This window comes from Pseudomonas sp. AO-1, from assembly GCF_019775695.1.
In the GTDB taxonomy this organism is placed as follows: domain Bacteria; phylum Pseudomonadota; class Gammaproteobacteria; order Pseudomonadales; family Pseudomonadaceae; genus Aquipseudomonas; species Aquipseudomonas parakoreensis.
This window is the reverse complement of the sequence record NZ_CP079947.1, coordinates 3,319,725-3,344,071: the sequence shown is the minus strand read 5'-3', so window position 1 is coordinate 3,344,071 and position 24,347 is coordinate 3,319,725. Positions and strand designations below refer to the sequence as shown.

Here is a 24,347-nt window from a genome sequence, read left to right as displayed (position 1 = left end):
TGGAGCGTGAGGCAAAGTCGCAATTACGCCTGGTTAAATGGGATTTTTGACAGGTGTCAATCAACAGGAGGGAGAGTGAATCGATAAACGCCGATTCGACATGCCAGGCATCAACCGACGTACGGCTGCTGCCGTTTCGACTCACGAGAACGAATGCTCAGAAAGGCCAACACGCCGGGCAGGCACTGAGATCAGTGGGCGCGCAAAACTGTAAAAATGACGTCAGACGTCCTTGAATTCCTCTACGAGCAGCTCCGCAAATTTTTCTTTTGCTCGATGAGGCCCACTGTTTTTATTCCATATAAAATAATTCTGTATTGGGTTCAGGTCGTCAAATACATGGCCGCTTATGTCACCGATCCTGCGAAACTGTTCAAAAACGCCTCTGGGCACTAACGAAACACCCGCTCTAGAGCTGACACACCCAAGAATGGTTCCATAACTGGCGATGCTAGTTATGGGGCTAACAACACCATGCGCTTGCAGCCAGTTTTCCAGCGCCTTTCTATAAGGACAGCCTTCAGGCCACATGAATATATCCGTGCCACTCAAGTCCTGCGGATTATGCACGTGCCCCGCAGCTGAAGAGGCAATCAATACCAGTTCTTCCATGTAGATTTCGATACTTTCAATATCAGGATGATCCTGATTGACAGCAATGATGGCACCGTCGAGTTTATGATCAACCACATCATTCAATAACTGCGACCAGTCACCGGTGCTGAACTGCATTTGCACAGATGGATAGAGTTGATGAAACTTTGAGAGCAACTTGGGCAGTCTGCCGGTGGCCGATGACTCTATTGCCCCGATCTTCAAGAGTCCTGACGGCGCCGCCGCAGGATCGAGCGCTCTTTGTGATTCCTGGCACAAAGACAGGATTTTGTTTGCATACCCAAGAAATAATCTACCGGAAGGGCTGATAACAAGCCCCCGACCTTTCCTGATAAACAAAGATACCCCAAGTTCTTTTTCCAGAAGTTTGATTCTGTTGGTAATATTGGACGGCACACAGTGCAGTAATTCAGAGGCGCGAATGATACTTCCGTGATCCGCTACAGTCTTGAACATAGTAAGTTGAGAAAGCTCCATGCCATTGCTCACTTATAATGAAGGGTTTGATCATTATAAGTCACTTGTCGAAACCCTTCAAGTCACATATTGTTTAAAGCCTGATCTGATTGTGGAAGTTTAAATCAGCGGATTAACTCGGCATATCTTTAGGGAGAAGGATAAGCTCATGAACTCAACCATGTTGCAGAGTCGCGTTGACGCATTTAATAGTTACAGATCCATGCAAGAGTTTGGTGAAGCTTTTATAGACGCTCTGCCAAAGCATATCAGGAATTTGAAAATACCTGGTCGAGTGATATTGCAGAATCAGCGCAGACAGCCCGTATTGGCAAACGTCACGCATATCCCTGACGTTCAGGATGCCATGCTGGAAGTGCTTAATCATCCCATTACCCAGGATGCCCAGCGCCATGCCGAGAACGCATTTGAAGCGTTTCTTGAAAAGGCCGCAATCGATTCGGCTGTTCTGAAATTCTTTAATGGATGGAATGAAACACATAAAACCACCAGCTTGGTCTCTGCAAAAATAATAATGCGACTCTCAGCAGACGCACTATCCGTATCTGCTGAAAGACACATCGAATATCTGAATGTCATGGCACACATGCATGAAGTTGCGAAAGACGACTTCGGGCTCGGGCACCCTGGGCATGATGGCATGTTCGAATACATGACTTCAGCTTTTAACGCGACTGCCTGGATTGAAAGTCAACACAAAGTTCGAGAGTGCAATGAATTCTCAGATTTTCTTTACAGTACTGGAATCTCAGAACACAAATCAGCTCTGAATTCGATAGAACACAAGAGTTCAATCATGGATGCCATGATGGTTTCTATCGCTTCAGAACTTTGGAATGGTCGTGAATATAATTTCATCGCCCAGTACATTGAAGCAAAGTTGCTTGAAGTCAATCCTCTGCTAAAAATGGATGTTCAAGCTCTACGTAACGCTAAAGGTTACGTGATGGGGCACTCAGGCGAAGTCGAAAACAAACATGGTCTTCATGCGTTGGCCGCCGCGCAAGCGTACGGTCGAGCGATGGATATACCTTTCAAGCTCGGTCGCATGAAAGGCATCATGCTCAACTATAATGAGCGCGTAGGAAGAGCTTTCGAGGCCATGCATCGATATCTTACTGCGGAAAATTAACCTGGAGGATGTTGTGATACTTTGCGGAGAACTTCAGTCCCGAAAGGATCTCCTGAATGGATTTTGAACAAGCGTTGTTCGCTTTAGGCTTTTTTGCATTCTGTGGTGGTTTGATAGATGCAGCGGTAGGTGGTGGCGGGCTTGTACAGCTGCCAGCACTTTTGCATGCGCTTCCTCAATATAGTTTGGCAACCGTATTTGGAACCAATAAGCTGGCGGTTCTTGCGGGCAATCTTTCTTCGATATACAGCTATACCAAAAGAATAAAAATTGTCTGGAAACTGATGCTGCCCACCATGCTGTCGGCATTCATTTTTGCGTTCATTGGCGCGTTTTCCGTGTCAATCGTTCCCAAAAAAATCATGGAGTTCGTTGTTTTTTTTGTTTTGATAGCGATGGCGATCTATACGTTCGCGGAAAAAAGATTAGGCCTGATCAGCACTGAATTTCATTGCGGAACAAAGGAAATTGCGTGGGGCATTTTTTTTGGTGGCTTGATTGGTTTTTATGACGGCGTCTTCGGTCCGGGTAGCGGCAGCCTTCTGCTATTCATTTTCGTCAAATATTTTGGCTTTGATTTTTTAAATGCCTCCGCCTCCGCAAAGCTGGTGAATCTGGGCACGTTCTGCGCGGCGCTCATGTTTTTTGTACCAACGGGAAATGTTCTGTGGGCGGTAGGTGGCGTCGTAGCACTGTGCAATATTGCCGGCTCCCTGACTGGCGTTTTTCTGGCACTGCGGTATGGCAGTGGCTTTATTCGGATCTTTTTCCTGATTCTGCTGGTTTTCCTGATTGGCAGAATGGGGCTGTCTCTATTTTCATAGATGAAATCCAGCCCCTTCAGCACTCCAATGAACATTGGCTGTTGCGCTTGATCACCCACGGTTGTTGCGCAAAATCGAGAAATTCAACGCCGCTGCCACACACAACCAGGCCAGATAAGGAAACAGGATCAGCCCGGTGATCACATCCAGGCGCATCGCCAGAAATACCATTGCCGCGACTACCAGCCACAACACCAACAGAATCACCATGGCGGCCAACACCTGATGCGCGCCGAAGAACACCGGCGTCCACAGCGTGTTCAAGGCGATCTGCGCGGCCCACAGCGCCAACACGGTCTGACTGCCGGGAATAAGACTCAAGCGATAACCGGCCCAGGCCAGCAATAGATAGATAATCGTCCAGGCCACCGGAAACGCCCAATTGGGTGGGGTAAATCCGGGTTTATTCAGCCCTTCGTACCATGGCCCGGGTTTGAAAATCACCCCGGTACTCGCTGCAGCGCCGCACGCGATCAGGAAAATCAGAAACGTCATCATTTATCACTCCTTGGCCGCAGCCACTCTCTCTGGATTCGTACCGCCGCAGCGGATTATTCGGACTTCGTCGCCATCAGGTCACTGACCCGCGCCACCAGCGTGTCGACGGCGAAAGGCTTGGTCAGCACCTGCATGTCCGGGCCAAGCTGACCGGCACCAATCACCGCGTTTTCCGCGTACCCGGTAATGAACAGGGTCTTCAGGTTCTGGCGGATTTCCCGGCCGGCATCGGCCAGTTGCCGACCGTTCATGCCACCCGGCAAGCCGACGTCGGTGATCAGCAAGTCGATGTGAATGTCCGAGCGCAACATCTTCAGCCCGACCACGCTGTCAGCAGCCTCTATCAAGGTGTAGCCGAGATCGCCGAGCACGTCAGTCAGCAGCGCACGCACCGTAGGCTCGTCGTCCACCACCAGAATGGTCTCGCCTGCCTTGGGCACGGCGGCCGGCGCGTTGTCCTTGTGATCCTGATTCGGCAGCGGTTCGCCATGATAGCGAGGCAGATAAATGCACATTTCTGTGCCCCGGCCGACCTGCGAATGCACGCGCACCTGGCCGCCGGATTGCTTGGCGAAACCATAGATCATCGACAGTCCTAGCCCCGTGCCCTGGCCCAGCGGTTTGGTGGTGAAAAACGGGTCGAAGGCCTTGGCGATGACATCGGCGGTCATGCCGGTGCCGGTATCGGTCACGCACAGGCACAGGTATTCGCCCTCTGGCATGTCCAGGGTGCGCGCGGTCTCGCCGTCCAGCGTGCGGTTGGCGGTTTCGATGGTGATACGCCCACCGTCTGGCATCGCATCGCGGGCGTTGATGCACAGGTTGAGCAGAGCATTCTCCAACTGACTGGCATCCACCAGCGTTGGCCAAAGCCCCGGCGCGGCGCGGGTTTCCAGGACGATGCTGGGGCCAACCGTACGCTGGATCAGTTCGGTCATGCCGGTCATCAGCGTGTTGACGTCGGTGGGGCGCGGATCGAGGGTCTGGCGTCGGGAGAACGCCAGCAGCCGGTGGGTCAGGGCGGCCGCACGCTTGACCGCACCCTGAGCAGTCATCATGTACTTGTCGACTTCGTTCAGCCGTCCCTGGCTGATGCGCGCGCCCATCAATTCCAGCGCACCGGAAATGCCGGCCAGCAAATTGTTGAAGTCATGCGCCAGGCCCCCGGTCAGTTGGCCGACGGCCTCCATTTTCTGCGACTGACGGAGTTTCTCTTCGGCTTGCATCAGCTCTGAAGTGCGCGATGACACGCGCTGCTCCAACGTATCGTTGAGCGCGCGCAATGCAGCAATGGCGCGGTCGCGCTCCGCTTCGACATTGCGCCGTTCCTCGACATCGATCAGCACGCCGGGAAAGCGCAACGGCGTTCCATCATCGGCACATTCAACACGGCCGTTGGCCTCGATCCACTGGTACTTGCCGTCCGTGCGACGCACGCGGTACTGATGGGAGTAGGCGCCACCGCGGCCGATGGCTTCGTTGATCGCGCTGGTCAGTCCATCGCGGTCTTCGGGATGCACGGTCACCATCACTTGTTCGAGGCTGAGCCCTTCGCGGCCCAGCGCCGGGTCAAGGTCGAACACCCGAGCAAAAGCTTCGTCCACGGCAAAGCGGTCGGTGAGCAAGTCCCAGTGCCAGGTGCCGATAATGGCCCCGGCGGCGAGCGCCAGTTGCACACGCTCGACGTTCTCCCGCGCGATGGCCTCGCTGGCTCGCAAACGCTCCTCGGCGTCACGCCGCTGGGTGACGTCGTTGAACAGAATGGCGATCTGCCGGTCGGCCGGATCGCCGACACGCACGGCGCGCACGTCGAACCAGCGCTCGAAGGTGTTGGCGTAATTCTCGAAGTTCGCCGGTTCCCCGGTCTTGGCCACATGGCCGTAGGTTTCAAACCAGAAGCTTTCCAGATTGGGCGCGAACTCGGTCACCCATTTGCCGCGCAGGTTGACGCCGCACTGGTGTTCGAACGCCGGATTGGCTTCGACAAAGTAGTAATCGACCGGCTTATCGTCAGCGTCGAACTTGACCTTGACGATGGCAAACGCCGATTCGATGGTTTCCAGAATGGTGATGAAGCGAGCCTCGCTGCGGGCGAGTGCGTCCCGACTGGCTTGCAGTTGCGCCGCCATGTCGCGCTCGAGGTCAACGTCCTGTGTATCGACCTGAGTGCTTTGAAGCGCCGCGCGCAATCGCCTGACTTCTGACTCGAGCGCTTCGCGACTAAGGTGTTCAAGGGTATCCATGTGACCTGCTTTGTTGAATGTTCAAGGGCTGGCTGCATAGAGCGCGTAAGCACAACACGAGCAGTGGACATTGCGCTCGCGGAGGACTCGAGCGCCGATCATCCGTTGACCGGGCGGGTTGTGCTTAAGTTTCACCACCGGCGCAAGCGAGCGTTCATTTCAGATCGATTCGCCGTTATCCAGACGCGCCAACAGGTTCTGCCCGCGTTGCCACAGCGCCTCCTGCTTGGCTGACGGCATGCGGTCGAGGTTCTTGTACATCATCGCCATGCGCTGATTGCCGCGCAGCTGTTCACCGTGGCGCATCAGAAAATGCCAGTACAACGCATTGAACGGGCAGGCATTGTCCGCCGTACTTTCGCTGACCTTGTAGGCGCAGCCGCGGCAGTAGTCAGACATGCGATTGATGTATTGGCCACTGGCGCAATAGGGTTTGGAACCGAGGTAACCGCCGTCGGCATGCATGACCATGCCCAACGTGTTGGGCAGTTCGACCCAGTCGAAGGCGTCCATGTAAATCGCCAGGTACCACTCACAGATCTGGCTCGGCGCAATGCCAGCGAGCAGGGCGAAATTGCCGGTGACCATCAGCCGCTGAATGTGGTGCGCGTAGGCATGCTGCAGACTCTGGCCGATGGCCTGGCGCATGCAGTTCATCTGCGTGGCACCGGTCCAGTAGAACTCCGGCAGTGCACGGCTGTTGCCGAAGGCGTTGCCCAGTGCGTAGTCCGGCATTTTCAGCCAGTACACGCCGCGCACGTATTCACGCCAGCCGATCAGTTGCCGAATGAAGCCTTCGGCAGCATTCAGGGCAATCCTGCCGGCCCAATAAGCCGACTCGACGTCGCTGCACAACCGCCGCAAATCCAGCAGGCCGATATTGAGCGCGGCGCTGATGCGTGCATGAAACAGGAACGGCTCGTCACTGGCCATGGCGTCCTGATAGTCACCGAAACCCGCCAGGCCATAATCCAGAAAATAGTCCCATAGCGCCTGCGCGTCGGCATGGGTGACCGGGTAATTGAAATCATCGAGTGCACCGTAATGCTGACTGAAGTGCGACTTCACCAGATCCAGCACCTCGCGGGTGATGGTGTCGTTACTGAAACGGATCGGGTAGGGGGCTTTCACACCTTTGGGCAGGGACTTGCGATTCTCGGCATCGAAGTTCCAAGCACCGCCCACCGGCGTGCCATCGCCATTGAGCAGCAAGCGACTCTTGCGGCGCATCTCGCGATAAAAGAACTCCATGCGCAACTGTTTTTTCCCCGCAGCCCAGGCGGCGAACTCGGCGCGACTGCACAAAAAACGCGAATCGGCGTGCCAACAAACGGGCAGGCCACAATCCTTGATCGATTGTTCCAGGCGCCAGTCACCGCACTCGGTGACGTGTACTTGCTCGACCTGCAAGCGCTGTTGCCAACGGCGTAATTCCCCCGGCACCGAACCGCTATTGTGCGGATCATCCAGCGTCACGTATTCGACACGAATGCCCTGGTCTCGCAATGACTGGGCGAAATGGCGCATGGCGCTGAAGATCAGGGCAATCTTTTGCGGATGGTGCGGTACATGGCTGGCTTCTTCCATGACCTCGACCAGCAGCACGGTGTCGCGCTCGCTGTCGAGCGTCTGCAAGGAGGCCAGATCGAACGACAACTGATCGCCCAGCACCAGGCACAACCGACGATTCGGGTTCATTCAGTGCGGTCCGGCGGGATTCGTTTCATAACGGCGTGGCCAGCGAAAACGGAATGCGCAGCTCTTCGACCGGCCCGGTATCGCGGCCACACATTTCGTCGTGCACGCATTGCTGCACCAGCACGCACGGGAATGCCGGCACGGTCTGCAGCAAGTCACGCAGATGGGTGATTGAACGCAGGTGCATGGGTTTGGCCGCGTCGTCGAGCAAGGTGAACTGACCGTGATCCAGGCGAACCCGGGCCAGATAAAAACCACCTTCAAGCGACAGCAACTCCAGCTCACGAATTTCGCTGTTGGCCGCGCGTTCGGTCAGGGTTTGCAGATTCATGCTTCACTCCTTGCCTACCAGGGCAGGCGTTGTCCATCGTAGGCAAAGAACTGGCCACTGTCGGCCGGCGTCAACTGGTCAATCAGGTTCAGTAGCTGCTCAGCGGCAACGTCCGCGGGTCGGGCGCTGGATGCCCCGCGAAAAGGTTGCGACAACCCCGACACGACCGTGCCCGGGTGCAGACTCAGCAAGCGGCTTTGCGGGCGGGTGCGGGCCAGTTCGATCGCTGCGGTCTTGATCAGCATGTTCAGCGCCGCCTTGGAGGCGCGATAGGCATACCAGCCGCCCAATCGGTTGTCGCCGATGCTTCCAACCTTGGCCGAAAGCATCGCCATCGCCCCTTGGGGATCAAGCAACGGCAGAAAATGCCGCAACACCATCGCCGGCCCCAGCGTGTTCACTTGAAACACAGTTTGCAGCGCATCGGCCTCGATCGCGCTGTAGCTCTTTTCCGGCTTGATCCGCTCACGATGCAGCAGGCCGGCAGCGTGCACGATCAACTGATAGGGCGCTTGCCCGGACAGTTCGGCGGCGGCGCTGGCGATCGATTGCGGCTGCTCGAGATCCAGCGCCGGAACGGTATGGCGCCCCAGCTCACGAACGCCAGCACAGCGCGGGTCCTGACTGAGCTGCTGGCAAAACGCGCGGCCGATGGCGCCACTCGCGCCGATCACCAGGGCACGATAATCATCGCCCAGGGAGGCCATGCTGAAAGCGCTGTTCATTGACTGACTCCGGCACCCTGACGGCGGAAGAACAAGGTCACCTGGCCAACTTCAACCCCGAGCTTGGACATGCGGGTGCGATTGATCAGCGTGTCCTCGTCCATCTGGTACATCCAGTCGTCCATGCTCATTTCATAGGTCGAGCCATCAACCGGCAGGTTCAGGCGATACCGCCAGTGCAGCGCATTGCCGGCCACCTGACCTGTGGCAACGCCCACTACATCACCTGCGCGCCCGCTCCAGCGTCCCTGGCCCTCGGGCGTCAGGGTCCAGACGCGGCGCTGGCGCGTACCGTCGCTGTACAGGAAGCGCTCATCAAGAATCAGGTTGTCACCTTCACGATGGCTGACGATGTTGACCTCAAAGCGCTTGACCACTTCCCCGGAACGCTTCTGAAACATCCCCCAGGCTTTCACCGGTTGGCTGAAAAAACGCTGCAGATCCAACGCCGGTTGCTGATCGGCGTAGCGACTGACATCCACGCTGCCGCAGCTCGCAACGCTGAGTATCAGAGCCAGCAAGAGCACAATTCGGGTCATTGACGTTCTCCCTGAATGCACAGGCAGGTGGGTGAAATTGGAAAGATCGTGCTTATACAGCCTACTGTCGCTGTACAGGTTTATCGCACCCATCGAGGGTCGAACATCAACTTCGCCGCCCGATCAGTTGCAGGAACTCTTGACGCGTGGTGGTGCTGTCACGAAACGCGCCGAGCATCACCGAGGAGGTCATGACCGAATTCTGCTTTTCAACGCCGCGCATCATCATGCACATGTGCCTGGCCTCAATGACCACGGCCACGCCGGCGGCATCGGTGATCTGCTGGATGGCCTCGGCAATTTGCCGGGTGAGGTTTTCCTGGATCTGCAGGCGCCGGGCGAACATGTCCACCACGCGCGCCACTTTCGACAGCCCGAGCACCCTGCCGGTGGGGATGTACGCCACGTGCGCCTTGCCGATGAAAGGCAGCATGTGGTGCTCACACAAGGAATAGAGCTCGATGTCACTGACGATGACCATCTCATCGCTTTGCGATTCGAACAGTGCGCCGTTGGTGACGTCTTCCAGGCTCATCGTGTAGCCGTTGCACAGATACTGCATCGCTTTGGCCGCACGTTTGGGCGTGTCGAGCAGACCTTCACGCTCGGGGTTTTCTCCGACGCCGAGGAGAATTTCACGGTAATGGCTGGCTAGTAGTGGGTTCATTCAGAGGACTCGCAGCAGTGCTGTGCGTGAGGGCCAATCCGTAGCGCAAGAGTTGTACGCAATTAAGTTCGTTGTATAGGTTTTACTCAAGATAGGCTGAAAAAATCCGCCTGACAATCAATCGGCAATCTTTTTTATGCAGATGCGAACACCTCACATCGCAGCGTGCGAGGTTGCGCGTTTGGCGCAGAGGGGAAAGCGCTCCCGGGCAGTGGGAGCGCTGGGCGAATTCGCGGAATTATTCGCTGTAGGTCGGGTAATCCACATAGCCTTCGGCATTGCCGCCGTAGACCGTGGCGGGGTTCAGCGGATTGAGCGGCCAGTCATTGGCGATGCGCGCCGGCAGGTCCGGGTTGGCCATGAACGGCCGACCGAACGCCACCAGGTCCGCCAGCCCCGATTCGAGCAATTGCGCTCCGGATTCAGCGTTGTAGCGTCCGGCGTAAATGATGGCGCCGCTGAAGGTGTCGCGCACTGCGCGGCGGAATGTTTGCGGCATCACGGGCGCGTCGTCCCAGTCCGCCTCGGCGATGGACAGGTAGGCAATCCCCACGTCCTCAAGCACCTTGATCGCTTCAATGTAAGTGGTGTGCGGGTCTTCCTCGACCATGCCCAGATAAGTGCGTGCTTCATCGGTGGTGGTGAACAGCGGCGCAAACCGCACGCCGACTTTTTCCTTGCCGATGCACTCGGCGACACCCGACACCACTTCGCGCAGAAAACGCAGGCGATTGTGCAGCGAGCCACCGTATTGATCGGTGCGCACATTGCTGTGCGCAGAAATGAACTGGTTCACCAGATAGCCGTTGGCACAGTGCAATTCGATCCCGTCAAAACCGGCGTCCATCGCATTGCGCGCGGCCTGTATATAGAGCTGAACCAGTGCCTGGACTTCATCGGTGCTCAGCGCTCGCGGTGCGGATGGCTTGACCAGCTCTCCAGCGCCCGGCGTGGTTTCAATGAACACGCTGACCCGTTCAGTAGCGATGGCGGAAGCGGATACCGGGGCCGCGCCGTCGGGTTGCAAGGCGGTGTGGGACACACGTCCGACGTGCCACAGCTGGGCGAATATCACGCCGTTCCGGGCATGAACCGCTTCGGTGACAGTGCGCCATCCGGCAATTTGTTCCGGCGTGTGAATGCCGGGGGTCCAGGCGTAGCCCTGACCGCGAGGCTCGATCTGCGTGCCTTCGGTGACCAGCAGTCCGGCGCCGGCGCGCTGCTGGTAATACTCGGCCATCAATGTGTTGGCGACATTGCCCGGTTGCGTGCTGCGCTGGCGGGTGAGGGGCGGCAGGACGATGCGGTTCTTCAGGGTGTGCAGGCCCAGTTTGACGGGGGTGAAGTAAGGGCTGTTTTTCATGTGATTCCTGTTTTGGTCTTATTAGACCAGTCGACTAGTAATGCGGTAAAAAAACACCGTGCGGGATGCGCACGGTGTCTGGACGCTGGAGGGCTCAGGCCAACAGTTTCAGCAGTTTTTCGGCGACGGCTGCCGAGCTGGCAGGGTTTTGACCCGTCACCAGTTGGCCATCGGTCACCACGTGAACCTGCCAGTCAGCGACCTTGGAGTAGCGACCGCCGAGACGCTGGAATTCGTCTTCGATCAGGAACGGCACGACATCGGTCAGGCCTACCGCGGCTTCTTCAGCGTTAGTGAAACCGGTGACGTCCCGGCCTTGAATCAACGGCTTGCCATCGGCAGCCACCACGTGACGCAGAACGCCCGGCGCATGGCAGACGAAACCGTGAGGTTTGTTGCTGCGGTCGAACGCTTCGATCAGCGCAATCGAGTGTTTGTCTTCGGCCAGATCCCACAGTGGGCCATGGCCACCGGGATAAAACACGGCATCGAAATCCTCAGCGCTGACATCCGCCAGGCGCCCGGTATTGGCCAGCGCCTGCTGAGCAGCAGGGTCCTTGCGGAAGCGGTCGGTTTCAGCGGTTTGCGCATCGGGCTCATCGCTTTTCGGATCGAGCGGTGGCTGGCCGCCGGCCGGCGATACCAGAGTGATCTGCGCGCCGGCATCCTTGAAGGCGTAGTAGGGGGCCGCGAACTCTTCGAGCCAGAAGCCGGTTTTCTTGCCGGTGTTGCCAAGCTGATCGTGGGAAGTCAGAACCATCAAGATTTTCATAGAGCGCCCTGTGGTGGTCGGGTGTCCTCGACGGGTTCGTCTGCGACACCTTGGAAGGAATGACGGGCACAGCATAGATTCATATTAGACCGGTCGTCTAGTAAATTTTTACGCCCGTGTTTCCAAGCCATCACTGTGGCAAACTCCTGCTCATCAGAAATATACGACTGGTCTAATGTTTGGTATTTTGCGCCCCATGAAACCGACCTACGACGATACCCGCCAACACCTGCTCGACACCGGCCACCGCATGATGGCCGAAAAGGGCTTTACCAGTGTTGGCCTGAGCGAGATCCTGCAGACCGCCGGTGTGCCCAAGGGCTCGTTCTATCACTACTTCAAATCCAAGGAACTCTACGGCCAGGCGTTGCTGGAGGATTACTTCGTCGGCTACCTCGCAGATATGGAGCGACGCCTGACACTGCCGGGGCTCAGTGCCTATGAGCGGCTGATGGATTACTGGCAGGGCTGGCAGAACCGCTGCACCCTGGAAGGTCACGGCGATGAATGCCTGGTGGTCAAGTTGAGCGCGGAAGTCGCCGACCTGTCCGAGTCGATGCGCCTCACCTTGCGTGACGGCGCCGAGCGCATCGTTGCGCGGATCACGACGTGCCTGGAAGAAGGGCAGTTGGATAAAAGTGTGCCGGATGCTGATGCTCGTCAGCTGGCAGAAACCCTTTACCAGCTCTGGTTGGGCGCCAGTCTGCTGAACAAGCTGCAGCGCACCGGGCAGTCATTGCAGACCTCGATGGTGATGACGAAGCGGCTTTTGCAGCGGCCATCAAACTGAAGCGCCCCCTACTGTTGAGCGTCCCCGATCGTTGTGGCCTGGCTTTCAAGGTAGTGCGTAGATCTTGAACAGCTTCTTCGCCGCGTCGCCGGCGCCATCCAGGTAGTTGTCGTACGCCTGCTCGATGTCGCCGGCGCGGTACATCTCACTCAGCGCAGTGTCGACCAGCAGGCGGAAATCTTCGTCGTTTCGATCCAGCGCCATGGCCGTTGGCGCGTACTCGAAAATCCGCTCCAGCAGCACCAGGTGACCTTCGGGGTCATTCTTGCTTAGCAGATGCTTGAGCACCATGCGCTCAGCAAAGAACGCACTGGCTTTGCCATCGGCAACCTGTTTGAGGCCTGCATCGGCGTTCTCCACCGTGACCAACGTAGCCACCACGCCGAGCAAACGCATCTGCTGATGTATCCACGCCTCGGTCACACCGCCGCCGATGGCAGCATAGGTTTGATTGGACAGCCCAAGGTTCGCGGTGGCACGCCACGTTGGCCCGGTATGGGCCACCTTGCCATTGAGCACATTAAGCAAAGGCTGGGAGGCGTCCTCGCGCACCACGGCCGAGAGACCGGCGGTGTAGACCGGCACCGAGTAGCTGACCTGCGAGCGCCGCACCAGTGTCGGAGGGGTCGGTGTACAGAGAATGTCGATTTTCCCCGAATTGACGGCATTGATTTCGTCGTTCAGGGACACAGGCTGGTACGCAATCTTCAGCGTGGGCAACGCCAGTTCGCTCTTGACCTTTTCGGCTATTTTCAAACAGAGGTCGATGGCATATCCGCTGGCTTTATCGGCGACCTGCTCGCTGAACGGCGCGAAGTCCGGCAAGTAACCGAGAGTGAACGTGTGGCTCGTGCGGATGCGCTCAAGCGTGCTGCCATGAGCCACGACCGGCAATAGCGTCAGTAGGCAGACGAGTAGCAGCGGTTTGGATTTGCTCAGTTTCACGTTCATGTGCGGGTTCCTCGAATTCAGCTGTCTGAGCCGTCACGATGACGGCGGTCAAGGATTGTCGGCTCGGGGGTGAACCGGCACAGACACTTCGACAAATCGTTTGGCGAGGAAGCCGTAGAGCAGGTAGCCGAACACCAGAACCAGAATGCCGCCGAACACCGCATCTTTGCCGCAGGCATACAACGCGTAGAGGGAGTACGCCACGGCCACCACCAACAGCAAGGTATTGCGGGTGTACACGCTGGCACTGACCTTGGCTTTGTACATCATGACCAGCAGCCCGGTGGCCGCTGTTACATAGGGAATCAGGTTGGTCACTGCGGCGAGGCTGACCAGTTTGCCGAACTGCGCACTGGCGTTCGGCGAAATGGTCGACAGCGCCATTAAAGTCTGCAGCACGCCGCAGACCAGCATCCCGACGATGGGGGCATTGCGGGCGCTGACCTTGCAGAACAGTTTGGGAAACATGCCTTGGTCAGCCGTCATCTTGGCGGTTTGCGCCAGGGTGAACTGCCAGCCCAACAGCGAGCCCACGCATGCCATCACTGCCAACGCCATGATGATGTGGCCGACCGTCGGGTTGAACATATGCGCATAAACCAGCGCGAACGGCGCGGACGAGTTAGCCAGCTCGGCATTCGGAATGATCCCCTGAATGACGGTCGTCGAGAGCACGTAGACAACCGCCGCTCCCAGTGTGCCGAACAGGCAGGCCAGCGGCACCGTGCGCGTGGGATTTTCCACCGCGTCAGAGGCCTGCGCGGCCGATTCCATGCCGAGAAAGGCCCAGAGTGTCAGCGGAATTGCTTTGCTGATCGCTTCGGAAATGGGCAGGTGGTAGGGGTTCCAGGCGGCGATCAGCAGATCGGGTTTGAACCAGAACCATCCGATAAGGCTCAAGCCGGCAACCGGGATGATCACGCCCCAGACCGTAATCGCGCCGATCTTGCCGGTAACGCCGGGGCCGCCAAAATTTGCCACGGTGGTTATCCAGAGCAAGCCGACCGTTCCGATGAACAAAGGAATGGCGCCGCTTCCCAGCCAAGGCATGAACGACGTCATGTATCCCACTGCGGAGATGGCCACCGCCACGTTGGCGATGGCCAGTGACAGGAAATACAGATACGAGCAGAGGAAAAATCCCGATTTTGCGTGCGCCTCTTCGGTGTAGGCGGATAACCCGCCCGAGCGCAGACAGAAGATGCCGCACTGGGAAAAACAATATGCAATGGCCATGGAACCGACAGCGGTGACGATCCATGACAACAACGAGACCGCCCCGAGTTGCGCCATGCTGGTCGGCAACATGATGATGCCCGAGCCCATCATGTTGACGGTCACCAAAGTGGTGAGTCCCGTCAGGCTCATTTTCTTGTTGGTGTCGGTCATCGAAAACCCCTCGATCGGCGAAGTGCATCCGCGCCCAGCCCTTGAACGCACTGCAGCGTGGTCATGGTCAATGTTCGCCGACGGTTGAGGTCAACGTGTCTGCCTTGCTTATCCAGCCTCCGCCCGTTGCCTTGTAAACATCGATCATGGCGGTGAACACCGAACCCCGGGTCCGGGTGTAGGTCAGCTCGGCGTCGAACAGACTGCGCTCGGCATCCAGCACTTCTATGTAGCTGGTATAGCCGTTGTCGTAACGCAGCCGGGCAAACCGGGTGTAGGTGCGCAAGGCTTCGACCTGATTGCCTTGAGAAGTCATTTGCTCGCGGGATTTGCTCGCGGCAACCAGGGCGTTTTCAACATCCCTGAAGGCTGACTGGATCGACTGCTGGTAAGCCAGCAAGGTTTGTTTTTGAACGGCCTCGGCCTGTTGCACCTGACCGGCGATCCCGCCAGCGGTGAAGAGCGGCATGCTGGCGGCGACTCCGTAAGACCAGGTGGCAGCCGGCCCGGTGAACAGGTTGGACAGTTGGTTACTGACCGAGCCCAACAATCCGGTCAGCGATATCGTCGGGAAATACAGTGCCTTGGCCGCACCGATTCGGGCGTTGGCGGAAACCAGATTCAACTCGGCTTGCCGCAAATCGGGGCGGCGCTCAAGCAAGTCCGAAGGCAGCCCGGCGGGCACCAATGGCAGCGACAGTTGTGTCAGCTCACGGCCTCTGATGATCGGCCCCGGATTGCGCCCAAGCAGCACCGCCAGATTGTTTTCCTGTTGCGCCACCAATGACTCGAATTGCGCAACGGATGCCTGGGTGCGCTGGAATTCCGAAAGGTTTTGCGCCAATTCCATTTCAGAAATGGTCCCGGCACCGAAACGCAGCTTGAAGATTTCGTAGGAGTCGCCACGGGCCTTGGCCGTGGTGCGGGCGATTTCCAGTTGGCGGTCAAGATCGCGCAGCGCGATGTAACTCGATGCCACCGACGAGACCAGGCTGAGTATCACCGTCCGCCGACCTTCTTCCGAGGCCAGCAAGTCAGCCCGTGCCGACTCATTGAGTCGCCGCAAGCGCCCCCAGACGTCAAGCTCCCAGCTTACACTCAGGGTGGCCTGATAATTCTGGTAAATCGGGTCGACGCTGGAGTCCAGCGGTACCGGGCCATTGTCGCGTGGCGCCCGAGAACGACTGCCTTGCGCGGCGGCGCCGATTTGCGGAAACAGCTGCGAACGCGCCACACCGTAACGGCCCTGAAACTCCTCGACCCGGGCGGCGGCGATCTTGATGTCTTTGTTTTGCGCCAGCGCGCTGCGGATCAAGTCATTGAGCACCGGATCGTTGAACTGTTCCCACCACAACGCGTTGGACAGGTCGTTGGCCTCTTGCTCTGCGTAACGATAGGCCGGCGGGGTGTCGGTGGCCGGGCGCTGGTAATCCGGGCCGAGCATGCAGCCGCTGAGCCCCAGACAAATCAACCACGACAAATGACATGTGCGCATTCATTCCCCCTCATGTCTGTGCAGGGGAGCGCCACCGGGGATCTCTCCGGGCGATGTGAGCGAAGGCGGCGGGGTGGTCTGTTGCGGCGCGCCTTTTTTCTCGGTCAAGCGTTCAACCAGGTAGTAGAACAGCGGGATGAAGAAAATGGCGATGACTGTTGCCGCCAACATCCCGCCGATGACACCTGTGCCGATCGAGTGTCGGCTGTTTTCCGATGCGCCGACGGCAATGGCCAATGGGACACACCCCAGAATGAACGCCAGGGACGTCATCACGATAGGCCGCAGCCGCTCCCTGGCGGCGGTCATTGCCGCATCGTAGGCAGACATGCCGCTTTCCCGGTTCAGTACCGCAAATTCGAAAATCAGAATCGCATTCTTCGCGGCCAGGGCGACCAGCATGGTCAAGCCGATCTGGAAGTAAACATCGTTGCTCAACCCGCGAATCAGTACCGCGAGCAGGGCACCGAACAACGCAAAGGGCACCGCCAGCAATACGCCGACGGGCAGGGACCATTTTTCGTACTGCGCGGCCAGGATCAGGAACACCATGACCAGGCCGAAGATGAACACCTGAGAGGAAGCGCCCCCGCTTTTTTTCTCCTCGAAGGCCTCGCCACTCAGGGCCAAGGCATAGTCATTGGTCATGATTTCAGCGCTGATCTCTTCCAGCGCCTTGAGTGCCTGACCGGAGCTGTAGCCGGGCGCGGCGTTGGCGGTGAGCTTGACTGCCGGGAAGTTGTTGAAGCGCGTCAGCAGGTCGGGGCCGGTGACGTAGCGGGTGGTCAGCAGCGCTTTGAGTGGCACCATCCCCAGGTTCTTGCTGCGCACATAAATCTGCTGCAAGTCTTCAGCCTTGAGTCGGTAGCTCGGTTCAGCCTGCAGAATCACCTGCCACAAGCGGCTGAACTTGTTGAATTGAGACACATACAGAGAACCGAACATGGTTTGCATGGTGCTGTACACGTCTTCGACCGGCACCCCCAGCGTCTCGGCCTTTTCGCGGTCGACATCGACCAGCAATTGCCGGGAAAACACATTGAAGGTCGAGGTGATGGCGCCGAGTTCCGGACGCTGCCTGGCTTTTGCGACAAGCATGCCGACCATCTCGGCCAGTTGCCCGACGCTGGCGTCGCCCTTGCTTTGAACCCACACCTCCATGCCGCCCGTGGTGCCCAGGCCCGGTATGGATGGCGGGTTGACCGGCAAAATGATCCCGCCCTGTACTGTGGAAAAGGCCCGGGCCGCTTTCTGGATGAGCGCTGGAGCACTCTGTTCCTTGATGGTTTGCGAGTCCTTGTAGCGCTCTTCGAAATCCTTGAACCCGACGAAAAAGGCACCGGCATTGTTCTTGTTCTGGCCATCGAGCAGGCTGTAGCCGTTAACGATAGCGACACCCTCGACGGCCTCGTCATGCATGAAGAAATCACTGGCGACCTTGCCCACTTCAGCGGTGCGATCCAGGCTGGCGGCATCGGGCATGATCAGCGCGCCCAGCAGATACCCCTGATCCTCCGGTGGCAGAAAGGCACTGGGAATGCGCTGCGCCATCAGCGCAATCAAAACGATCATGCCGGCGAACAGCAGCAACGCCAGCACAAAGCGTTTGATCATGAACGCCACGGCACGCGAATAGCCCTCGGTCATGCGTTCGAAGCTACGTTCGAACCAGCGGAAAAAAGCGTTTTTTTCGCCTTGATGAGGTTTGAGCAGCAGGGCGGCCAGGGCCGGTGAAAGCGTCAACGCCACCAGACCGGAGATCACCACGGAGATGGCAATGGTGATCGCAAATTGTTTGTAGAGCTGCCCGGTGATGCCCCCCATGAAAGCCACCGGCACGAACACCGCACACAACACCAGCACGATCGCGACCACCGGCCCGGCGACTTCATCCATGGCGCGTTTGGCGGCGTCCTTGGGGTTCATCTTGTGTACGTGCATATTGCGTTCGACGTTTTCAATCACCACGATCGCGTCGTCGACCACGATGCCGATCGCCAGCACCATGCCGAACAGCGTCAGCATGTTCACCGAAAATCCCAAGGCGGACATGCCGATAAAGGTGCCGACAATCGACACCGGTACGGCGAGTACCGGGATCAGCGTGGCGCGCAGACTCTGCAGAAAGATGAACACCACCACGACCACCAGCACCAACGCTTCGAAAAAGGTGTGAATCACCTCGGAAATCGACGCGCGGGTGAACGCGGTAGTGTCCATCACGATCTTGTATTCGATCCCTTCGGGAAATGTCGTTTTCATTTGTGCCAGGGTCGACGTCACCGCTGCCGAGACATCGAGGGCGTTTGCCCCCGGCTGCTGATACACCGCAATCAGCGTGGCGGGACGTCCCTGATAGGTGCTGCGCAGCGAATAGTCCTTCTGCCCGAGTTCGGCGCGCCCTACATCCTTCAGGCGGACGATGGCCGCGCCGTCGTTGCTGGCGCGCAAGATGATGTTCTCGAATTCCGCAGGCTCCGTCAGGCGGCCCTTGGTGGTCACCGCGAACGATTGCTCCACGGCCTGGCCGGTCGGCGATTGCCCGACACGGCCGACGGCGAATTGCTGGTTCTGGTTGGCGACCGCTGTCTGTACGTCAGCGGCGGTAATGCCCAGTTGCGCCATGCGATCGGGTTTGAGCCAGATCCGCATGGCGTAGTCCGGCGTGCCGAAAATGCTCGCCTGGTTGGCCCCCGGAATGCGCTTGATTGCATCCAGAATGTAGAGGTTCGCGTAGTTGGCGACGTAGGTGCTGTCATAGCGCTCGCCGGCCGAATACACGGCAAGCACCATCATGAACGCGGAAGATTTTTTCTGTACCTGAATGCCTTGGCTCTGGACGGCGGAGGGCAGTTGCGGCAAGGCCAGATTGACGCGGTTTTGCACATCGACCTGGGCAAGGGACGGGTCGGTGCCAATCTCGAAGAACACGTTGAGGGTCATGTTCCCCGTCGCCGAGCTGGACGAGTTCATGTAAATCATGTTGTCGGCGCCGTTGACCTGTTGCTCGATCGGCGCTGCCACGTTATTGGCCACCACCTGGGCATCGGCGCCGGGGTAGGTTGCCGAAACGGTAATTTGCGGCGGGGTAATATCCGGGTACTGGGCCACCGGCAATTTGGCCATGGCCACCGCGCCGGCCAGGGTGATGATGATTGAGATCACCGAAGCGAAAATGGGGCGATCAATGCAGTAGTGGGAAATACTCATGGGCTGTGCCCGGTGTCTTGCTGCGTGCTGGCAGCCATCGGTTTTGTCGGCGTCTGGTTAGCTGGCGGGGCAGGAGGGGCAATGATGTTCAGCGGCCCTCCGGGCGTGACTCTGATCGCACCGTCGACCACGATCCGTTCACCGGCCTGCAACCCCTGGGTAATGAACCAGTCATCGCCGTGCCAATCACCCACTTCGACCACCCGTTGTTCGGGCTTGCCTGCGGCATTGATCACCCACACGAAGTGGCTCTTGGCCCCCTCCAGAACGGCTTTTTGCGGTACGACGATGGCGTTCGGCCTGGTAGCGCCGATGGCCCGCGCCCGTACGAACTGGCCGGGACGCAATTGGCCATTGGGATTGGCGACCACGGCGCGGACCAGAAAGGTGCCGGTGTCCTGGCTGTAGGAGGGCGCGGCAAAATTCAGTCGCCCCTGTTCGGGCAGCACCGAGCCGTCGGCCAATACCACTTCCACGACAAATTCACTGCGCAGCGGGAATATGAGGTGCCCGGAAGCAATCTCTTCGCGGAACTTGAGCGTCTCGTTTTCCGAAAGACTGAAGTTGACGTAGATCGGGTCCATCTGCGAGACGGTGGTCAGCAGTCCGGACTCACCGGGTGTGACGTAACTGCCTTCCTGCTTTTTGGCAAAGCTTGAAAAACCGGTAAGCGGGGAGGCGATGGTGGTGTAGCTGAGGTTCAGCTGTTCGGTTCGCACCGACCCTTCGGCGGCCAGCACGGCGGCTCTGGTCTGACGCTCATCGCCGACGGCATTGTCCAGGTCCATCTTGCTGACAGCATTCTGCGCCGCCAGCGGCCGGACACGGGCGAGGGTGGCTTTGGCCACCTCCCAGCGTGCCTGCTGTTGAGCCAGTTGCCCCTGGGCCGAGAGCAATGAAGCTTCAAAGGGCTTGCGATCCATCTGAAACAGCGTCTGCCCGGTTTTTACCAAGTAGCCTTCGGTGTACAGCCGCTTTTCCAGGAACCCGGCAACCCGGGCGCGGATCTCGACTTCGCGGGAGCTTTGGGTTTGCGCAACGAACTCGAAGGTCACCGGTGTAGTGCGTGCGGTGACCGTCATGATCGTGACATCAGGCGCTTGACGGGCGAGGGTCGGGGGTTCTTTGCCGCAGCCGGCGAGCAGGCTCAGGCTGCCGACGATAATGGCGACGGGCAAGCCGAGTTGCCTGCCAACACTCATGTTCCTGCCCATATTCTGCTCCGTGAAGGTTTCTCGGACAGACACTTAGCCATTCGTTGGTCACAACGCTAGCACCGGCACTCAGTGGCATTTCTGACAATTATCAAAGAACACGATTTGCCAGCCGCGAGACCCATGGGTTGGCACTCAAACCATGGAGCAGCACACTCAGTAAAACGGTGCAGGCCGCTACAGCCACCAACGTACGACCGACTTGCAGAGGGTAGTCCAGAATCATCACGGCGAAGACAATACTTGCAAGGCCGCGCGGGCCGAACCAGCCGATGAACAGCCGGGTTTCGAAATCGAAGTCGGTCCCTGCCAGACTGATGAGCACAGGCAGTACGCGAACCACGGTGAGGCTGAGCACCGCATACAACCAGATATTCAGCGTGAAACTGCCCCAGGCCCAAGGGATTACCTGCGCGCCAAACACCACCCAGGTAATGACGGAAAGCAGGCTGGCGAACTCTTCACTGGCCTTGAGCAGATCATGCTTTTGTTCAGCAAACAGATAACTGGCGAGCAGGCCGCCAACGAACGCCGCGATAAACCCGCTACCGCCCGATGCTTGCGCGGTGGCAAAGCAAACCAGCGCCAGTCCGGGTAGCGTCAGCTGTGACCACATGGGGGTTTGCCAATGGCGTTTCCCGGCGTAACGCTGCAACAACCAGGCGATCAACGTCAGGGCTACGCCGACGAGCGCGCCAATGCCAAGCTCCTCGGCAACCAGCTCCACCGCCAGCGAGACGGGCGACCGCGTCTGTTCTTCGATCAACAGGGCCAGGAACATCAACAGCACCGGCACGCAGATGCCGTCATTGAGCCCGCTCTCCACGTTCAATCCTTCACGCACGGATGCCGCCACCTTCGGATTGCTCACGACAGCCTTGCCCAGTGCCGCATCCGTGGGCGCCAGAAGAGTCGCCAAGATGGCCAGTTCGATCGGGGGAATCTGCGGAAACAGCCAGATGCCGACCAGCCAGCCACTGAGCATGGTCAGCGGCAGCCCGATCAACAACAAGCGTAGCGGTAATCCTTCGTGGGCTTTCAGCACCTTGAGATCAGCGCTGGCTGCATCGCTGAAGAGCACAATTGCCAAGGTCAGTTCGGCCAGGATCCGGAGGCCGTCCTTGTCGATCCGGGGCAGCAGCAGGCCCAGGAATGCCGGGCCAAGAATCAGCCCGGCGAGCATGAACATCAGAGGCCCATTGAGCAGGCGCGACTCGAAACGTCCGGCAAACAGGCTATAGACAAGAAGGAAGGCGGCAAGCAGTGCCAGGTTCTGATACATCGGTCACCTGCCTGTCCGGGTTTAGAGAGAAGGGATAAGGCAGGTTTAATTCATTGCTCGTAGCGTCTTCTGATAAAAATCAATGGATGTGAGGATTCCCCAATCGACTACCTGATCAGCTCCTGCGTCGACGTTCCAATAGAGAGAACAGGTACATGCCGGCCAGCATGGCCAACACGAATACGATGATTTGCCCGTGCCCGGTAAGCAGAATAGCGACGGCTGGCCCAGGGCAGATTCCCGCCATCCCCCAACCGATGCCGAACAGCAGGCTGCCGCCAATCAGGCGGGCATCCAGCTCCCGTTTCATCGGTAGCTGCATGGGGGCTCCCAGCAAGGATTGCTTGTTGTTCCGCGCCCAATTCAGCGGGATGACCGCCACGGCGATGGCGCCTCCCATCACCAGTGCAAGTGACGGATCCCAGGCCCCGGCCACATCCAGGAAAGCCAGTACCTTGGCGGGGTTCGCCATGCCTGCCAGGAGCAGCCCAAGGCCGAAGATCAGTCCTGCGGAAAAAGCGCTCAGCTTGATCATTTTCAAGCCCCCACGACATGACGAATGACGTACACCGTTGCAAAACCGGCGAACATAAAGCACATCGTTGCCGTGATGGATCGAGCAGACAGTCGAGAGATCCCGCAAACCCCATGACCACTTGTGCAGCCAGAGCCGTAACGGGTGCCCACGCCGACGAACAGTCCCGCAATGATCAGCGTCGGCCATTCTGCCTTGATCTCGATCTGCGGCAGTACGGCAAACACCCCCCACAGCAGTGGCGCGAGCATCAGGCCAAGAAGAAACAATGCCTTCTCGCTCCAGCCCTCACTGCCAAATTGCATCACGCTGCCAATCAAGCCACTGATGCCGGCGATGCGACCATTGGCGAGCACGAATACCCCGACCGCCAGGCCTATCAAGGCCCCTCCGCCCAAGGCAGTCCAGGGCGTAAAGTTCAGCCAATCAATGCTCATTTTGTAGCTCCTGCACAGAAGTGCTGATTAAAAGCCAAACATCACCGCGCGTGCCGTGGAGCTGTTGATTCGCTAGCCGGCGTGTTTTGCGTCATTAAAAACCGCTCGATCTCCTCAACCGTACTTCGCGCCGTTCGGGTGACGCCGATCAGTGTCGCGGAAGCGGCGCCTGTCCAGTCGCCATACCCCACCAGCCATAAGCGCGGCTCCTTGATCGAACGTGTACCTTCAACGATCACACGTCCATCGGCGGTACACACCCCCAGTGATGCCAGATAACCGAGGGCAGGGCGGAAGCCGGTGCACCAGATCACTACGTCGACCGGCGTTTGCGAGCCATCGGCCCACGTCACCCCGGTTTCGGTGAAACGCAGGAACGGCCGAACCGCATGCAACACGCCACGCTCCCGCGCCTCGACGACTGGCGGGACCATCACGATATCGCCCAGGCCTCCGACTGGTTGTTCAATGACGGTCCCGGCGAGCTGGGCTTTCCAGCGCTCGGTGGCGCGCTCGAACAGCACGCGGCCATCGACGTCATCGGCGAGAAATTCTGGCGGCTGCGGAGTAACCCAGGTGGCGTCGGCCACTTTTGAGACCTCAGCGAGGATCTGTGCACCGGAGTTGCCACCGCCCACCACCAGGACTTTTTTCCCCGCAAAAGGCTTCGCATTGACGTAATGGGCCGAATGCAAATGCTGGCCGGTAAAGGTTTCACTGCCGGGGTAATGTGGCAGGTAAGGATGACGCCAGGTGCCGGTCGCACTGACCACCGCGCGGGCCAGCCAGCAACGGCCCTGGGCTTTGACCTGAAGTCGATCGCCCTGGCGCTCAACAGCATCGACCCAATAAGGCCGTTCGACAGGAAACTGATAGCGTTGCTCATACTGGCGCAGGTAATCGATCACGTTGTCACGACTGGGATAGCCGTCGGTGACCGGCGGCATCATCCAGCCGGCGATGGAGCTCCAGGTCGAAGGTGAAAACAATCGCAGGGAATCCCAGCCATGCCGCCACGCACCACCCGGTGCGGCTTCGGCATCAATGATCACAAACGAGCGCCCGGTGCGACGCAGGAAATAAGCCGCGGCGAGTGCAGACTGACCGCCGCCAATAATCGCGACATCCACTTCGGTACAGTTGGCAGTCATTGGGAGAGT

Annotated in this window: 22 protein-coding genes; 3 read left to right on the top strand and 19 right to left on the bottom strand. The window is 58.4% G+C overall.

What is annotated here, in order from left to right; all coding sequences use genetic code 11:
* Positions 1-222: 222 nt before the first annotated feature.
* Complete coding sequence (locus KVQ82_RS15245; RefSeq protein ID WP_198758072.1) at positions 223-1,092, bottom strand: LysR family transcriptional regulator; 870 nt, start codon at positions 1,090-1,092, stop codon at positions 223-225.
* 148 nt (positions 1,093-1,240) lie between these two features.
* On the opposite strand from KVQ82_RS15245, the gene KVQ82_RS15240 reads away from it, so the two are divergent.
* On the top strand, positions 1,241-2,224 hold the full coding sequence (locus tag KVQ82_RS15240) for a hypothetical protein (protein ID WP_222019334.1): 984 nt from the start codon (positions 1,241-1,243) through the stop codon (positions 2,222-2,224).
* 56 nt (positions 2,225-2,280) lie between these two features.
* Positions 2,281-3,048: a TSUP family transporter gene (locus tag KVQ82_RS15235; RefSeq protein WP_222019333.1), complete on the top strand. Its 768-nt coding sequence runs from the start codon at positions 2,281-2,283 to the stop codon at positions 3,046-3,048.
* 51 nt (positions 3,049-3,099) lie between these two features.
* Here the strand turns inward: KVQ82_RS15235 and KVQ82_RS15230 are convergent, their stop codons facing one another.
* The 9 genes from KVQ82_RS15230 to KVQ82_RS15190 all read right to left on the bottom strand — a co-directional run bounded on the left by KVQ82_RS15230 (position 3,100) and on the right by KVQ82_RS15190 (position 11,884).
* Positions 3,100-3,543, bottom strand: a complete 444-nt coding sequence (locus KVQ82_RS15230) for a TspO/MBR family protein (protein ID WP_047294693.1) — start codon at positions 3,541-3,543, stop codon at positions 3,100-3,102.
* 56 nt (positions 3,544-3,599) lie between these two features.
* Positions 3,600-5,789, bottom strand: coding sequence for an ATP-binding protein (locus KVQ82_RS15225; RefSeq protein ID WP_222019332.1), 2,190 nt, complete (start codon positions 5,787-5,789; stop codon positions 3,600-3,602).
* Positions 5,790-5,948: 159 nt separating this feature from the next.
* Positions 5,949-7,487, bottom strand: coding sequence for a cryptochrome/photolyase family protein (locus KVQ82_RS15220; protein ID WP_222019331.1), 1,539 nt, complete (start codon positions 7,485-7,487; stop codon positions 5,949-5,951).
* A gap of 25 nt (positions 7,488-7,512) precedes the next feature.
* Positions 7,513-7,818, bottom strand: a complete 306-nt coding sequence (locus KVQ82_RS15215) for a DUF6482 family protein (RefSeq protein ID WP_047294422.1) — start codon at positions 7,816-7,818, stop codon at positions 7,513-7,515.
* 14 nt (positions 7,819-7,832) lie between these two features.
* Complete coding sequence (locus tag KVQ82_RS15210; protein WP_222019330.1) at positions 7,833-8,543, bottom strand: SDR family NAD(P)-dependent oxidoreductase; 711 nt, start codon at positions 8,541-8,543, stop codon at positions 7,833-7,835.
* On the bottom strand, positions 8,540-9,082 hold the full coding sequence (locus tag KVQ82_RS15205; protein WP_222019329.1) for a DUF3833 domain-containing protein: 543 nt from the start codon (positions 9,080-9,082) through the stop codon (positions 8,540-8,542). Before KVQ82_RS15205 ends, KVQ82_RS15210 begins: the two co-directional genes overlap by 4 nt.
* Before the next feature lie 106 nt (positions 9,083-9,188).
* Positions 9,189-9,749, bottom strand: coding sequence for a GTP cyclohydrolase I FolE (folE, locus tag KVQ82_RS15200; RefSeq protein WP_222019328.1), 561 nt, complete (start codon positions 9,747-9,749; stop codon positions 9,189-9,191).
* Positions 9,750-9,987: 238 nt separating this feature from the next.
* Positions 9,988-11,112, bottom strand: coding sequence for an alkene reductase (locus KVQ82_RS15195; protein ID WP_222019327.1), 1,125 nt, complete (start codon positions 11,110-11,112; stop codon positions 9,988-9,990).
* A 94-nt stretch (positions 11,113-11,206) separates the two neighbouring features.
* Positions 11,207-11,884, bottom strand: coding sequence for a type 1 glutamine amidotransferase domain-containing protein (locus tag KVQ82_RS15190; protein WP_103367097.1), 678 nt, complete (start codon positions 11,882-11,884; stop codon positions 11,207-11,209).
* 196 nt (positions 11,885-12,080) lie between these two features.
* On the opposite strand from KVQ82_RS15190, the gene KVQ82_RS15185 reads away from it, so the two are divergent.
* On the top strand, positions 12,081-12,674 hold the full coding sequence (locus tag KVQ82_RS15185; RefSeq protein ID WP_095669313.1) for a TetR/AcrR family transcriptional regulator: 594 nt from the start codon (positions 12,081-12,083) through the stop codon (positions 12,672-12,674).
* Positions 12,675-12,719: 45 nt separating this feature from the next.
* Here the strand turns inward: KVQ82_RS15185 and KVQ82_RS15180 are convergent, their stop codons facing one another.
* The 9 genes from KVQ82_RS15180 to KVQ82_RS15140 all read right to left on the bottom strand — a co-directional run bounded on the left by KVQ82_RS15180 (position 12,720) and on the right by KVQ82_RS15140 (position 24,338).
* Positions 12,720-13,625, bottom strand: a complete 906-nt coding sequence (locus tag KVQ82_RS15180) for an amino acid ABC transporter substrate-binding protein (protein ID WP_222019326.1) — start codon at positions 13,623-13,625, stop codon at positions 12,720-12,722.
* A gap of 48 nt (positions 13,626-13,673) precedes the next feature.
* Positions 13,674-15,014, bottom strand: coding sequence for a putrescine-ornithine antiporter (gene potE / locus KVQ82_RS15175; RefSeq protein ID WP_222019325.1), 1,341 nt, complete (start codon positions 15,012-15,014; stop codon positions 13,674-13,676).
* Between the two features lie 67 nt (positions 15,015-15,081).
* Positions 15,082-16,509: an efflux transporter outer membrane subunit gene (locus KVQ82_RS15170; RefSeq protein ID WP_222019324.1), complete on the bottom strand. Its 1,428-nt coding sequence runs from the start codon at positions 16,507-16,509 to the stop codon at positions 15,082-15,084.
* Positions 16,510-19,719, bottom strand: a complete 3,210-nt coding sequence (locus tag KVQ82_RS15165; protein ID WP_041063938.1) for an efflux RND transporter permease subunit — start codon at positions 19,717-19,719, stop codon at positions 16,510-16,512.
* Entirely contained in the window at positions 19,716-20,801 is a 1,086-nt protein-coding gene (locus tag KVQ82_RS15160) for an efflux RND transporter periplasmic adaptor subunit (protein WP_313902825.1), read from the bottom strand. Before KVQ82_RS15160 ends, KVQ82_RS15165 begins: the two co-directional genes overlap by 4 nt.
* 223 nt (positions 20,802-21,024) lie before the next feature.
* Positions 21,025-22,215: a sodium:proton antiporter gene (locus KVQ82_RS15155; protein ID WP_222019322.1), complete on the bottom strand. Its 1,191-nt coding sequence runs from the start codon at positions 22,213-22,215 to the stop codon at positions 21,025-21,027.
* A gap of 115 nt (positions 22,216-22,330) precedes the next feature.
* Positions 22,331-22,750: a DUF6691 family protein gene (locus KVQ82_RS15150; RefSeq protein ID WP_222019321.1), complete on the bottom strand. Its 420-nt coding sequence runs from the start codon at positions 22,748-22,750 to the stop codon at positions 22,331-22,333.
* Between the two features lie 2 nt (positions 22,751-22,752).
* Entirely contained in the window at positions 22,753-23,187 is a 435-nt protein-coding gene (locus tag KVQ82_RS15145) for a YeeE/YedE family protein (protein WP_222019320.1), read from the bottom strand.
* 41 nt (positions 23,188-23,228) lie between these two features.
* On the bottom strand, positions 23,229-24,338 hold the full coding sequence (locus KVQ82_RS15140; protein ID WP_222019319.1) for an ArsO family NAD(P)H-dependent flavin-containing monooxygenase: 1,110 nt from the start codon (positions 24,336-24,338) through the stop codon (positions 23,229-23,231).
* Between the last annotated feature and the right edge of the window lie 9 nt (positions 24,339-24,347).

Bases quoted from the DNA above. Each gene is read 5' to 3' on its own strand.
- KVQ82_RS15245 (WP_198758072.1), bottom strand. From the start codon at position 1,092: ATGGAGCTTTCTCAACTTACTATGTTCAAGACTGTAGCGGATCACGGA.
- KVQ82_RS15240 (WP_222019334.1), top strand. From the start codon at position 1,241: ATGAACTCAACCATGTTGCAGAGTCGCGTTGACGCATTTAATAGTTAC.
- KVQ82_RS15235 (WP_222019333.1), top strand. From the start codon at position 2,281: ATGGATTTTGAACAAGCGTTGTTCGCTTTAGGCTTTTTTGCATTCTGT.
- KVQ82_RS15230 (WP_047294693.1), bottom strand. From the start codon at position 3,543: ATGACGTTTCTGATTTTCCTGATCGCGTGCGGCGCTGCAGCGAGTACC.
- KVQ82_RS15225 (WP_222019332.1), bottom strand. From the start codon at position 5,789: ATGGATACCCTTGAACACCTTAGTCGCGAAGCGCTCGAGTCAGAAGTC.
- KVQ82_RS15220 (WP_222019331.1), bottom strand. From the start codon at position 7,487: ATGAACCCGAATCGTCGGTTGTGCCTGGTGCTGGGCGATCAGTTGTCG.
- KVQ82_RS15215 (WP_047294422.1), bottom strand. From the start codon at position 7,818: ATGAATCTGCAAACCCTGACCGAACGCGCGGCCAACAGCGAAATTCGT.
- KVQ82_RS15210 (WP_222019330.1), bottom strand. From the start codon at position 8,543: ATGAACAGCGCTTTCAGCATGGCCTCCCTGGGCGATGATTATCGTGCC.
- KVQ82_RS15205 (WP_222019329.1), bottom strand. From the start codon at position 9,082: ATGACCCGAATTGTGCTCTTGCTGGCTCTGATACTCAGCGTTGCGAGC.
- folE (WP_222019328.1), bottom strand. From the start codon at position 9,749: ATGAACCCACTACTAGCCAGCCATTACCGTGAAATTCTCCTCGGCGTC.
- KVQ82_RS15195 (WP_222019327.1), bottom strand. From the start codon at position 11,112: ATGAAAAACAGCCCTTACTTCACCCCCGTCAAACTGGGCCTGCACACC.
- KVQ82_RS15190 (WP_103367097.1), bottom strand. From the start codon at position 11,884: ATGAAAATCTTGATGGTTCTGACTTCCCACGATCAGCTTGGCAACACC.
- KVQ82_RS15185 (WP_095669313.1), top strand. From the start codon at position 12,081: ATGAAACCGACCTACGACGATACCCGCCAACACCTGCTCGACACCGGC.
- KVQ82_RS15180 (WP_222019326.1), bottom strand. From the start codon at position 13,625: ATGAACGTGAAACTGAGCAAATCCAAACCGCTGCTACTCGTCTGCCTA.
- potE (WP_222019325.1), bottom strand. From the start codon at position 15,014: ATGACCGACACCAACAAGAAAATGAGCCTGACGGGACTCACCACTTTG.
- KVQ82_RS15170 (WP_222019324.1), bottom strand. From the start codon at position 16,509: ATGCGCACATGTCATTTGTCGTGGTTGATTTGTCTGGGGCTCAGCGGC.
- KVQ82_RS15165 (WP_041063938.1), bottom strand. From the start codon at position 19,719: ATGAGTATTTCCCACTACTGCATTGATCGCCCCATTTTCGCTTCGGTG.
- KVQ82_RS15160 (WP_313902825.1), bottom strand. From the start codon at position 20,801: ATGACGGTCACCGCACGCACTACACCGGTGACCTTCGAGTTCGTTGCG.
- KVQ82_RS15155 (WP_222019322.1), bottom strand. From the start codon at position 22,215: ATGTATCAGAACCTGGCACTGCTTGCCGCCTTCCTTCTTGTCTATAGC.
- KVQ82_RS15150 (WP_222019321.1), bottom strand. From the start codon at position 22,750: ATGATCAAGCTGAGCGCTTTTTCCGCAGGACTGATCTTCGGCCTTGGG.
- KVQ82_RS15145 (WP_222019320.1), bottom strand. From the start codon at position 23,187: ATGAGCATTGATTGGCTGAACTTTACGCCCTGGACTGCCTTGGGCGGA.
- KVQ82_RS15140 (WP_222019319.1), bottom strand. From the start codon at position 24,338: ATGACTGCCAACTGTACCGAAGTGGATGTCGCGATTATTGGCGGCGGT.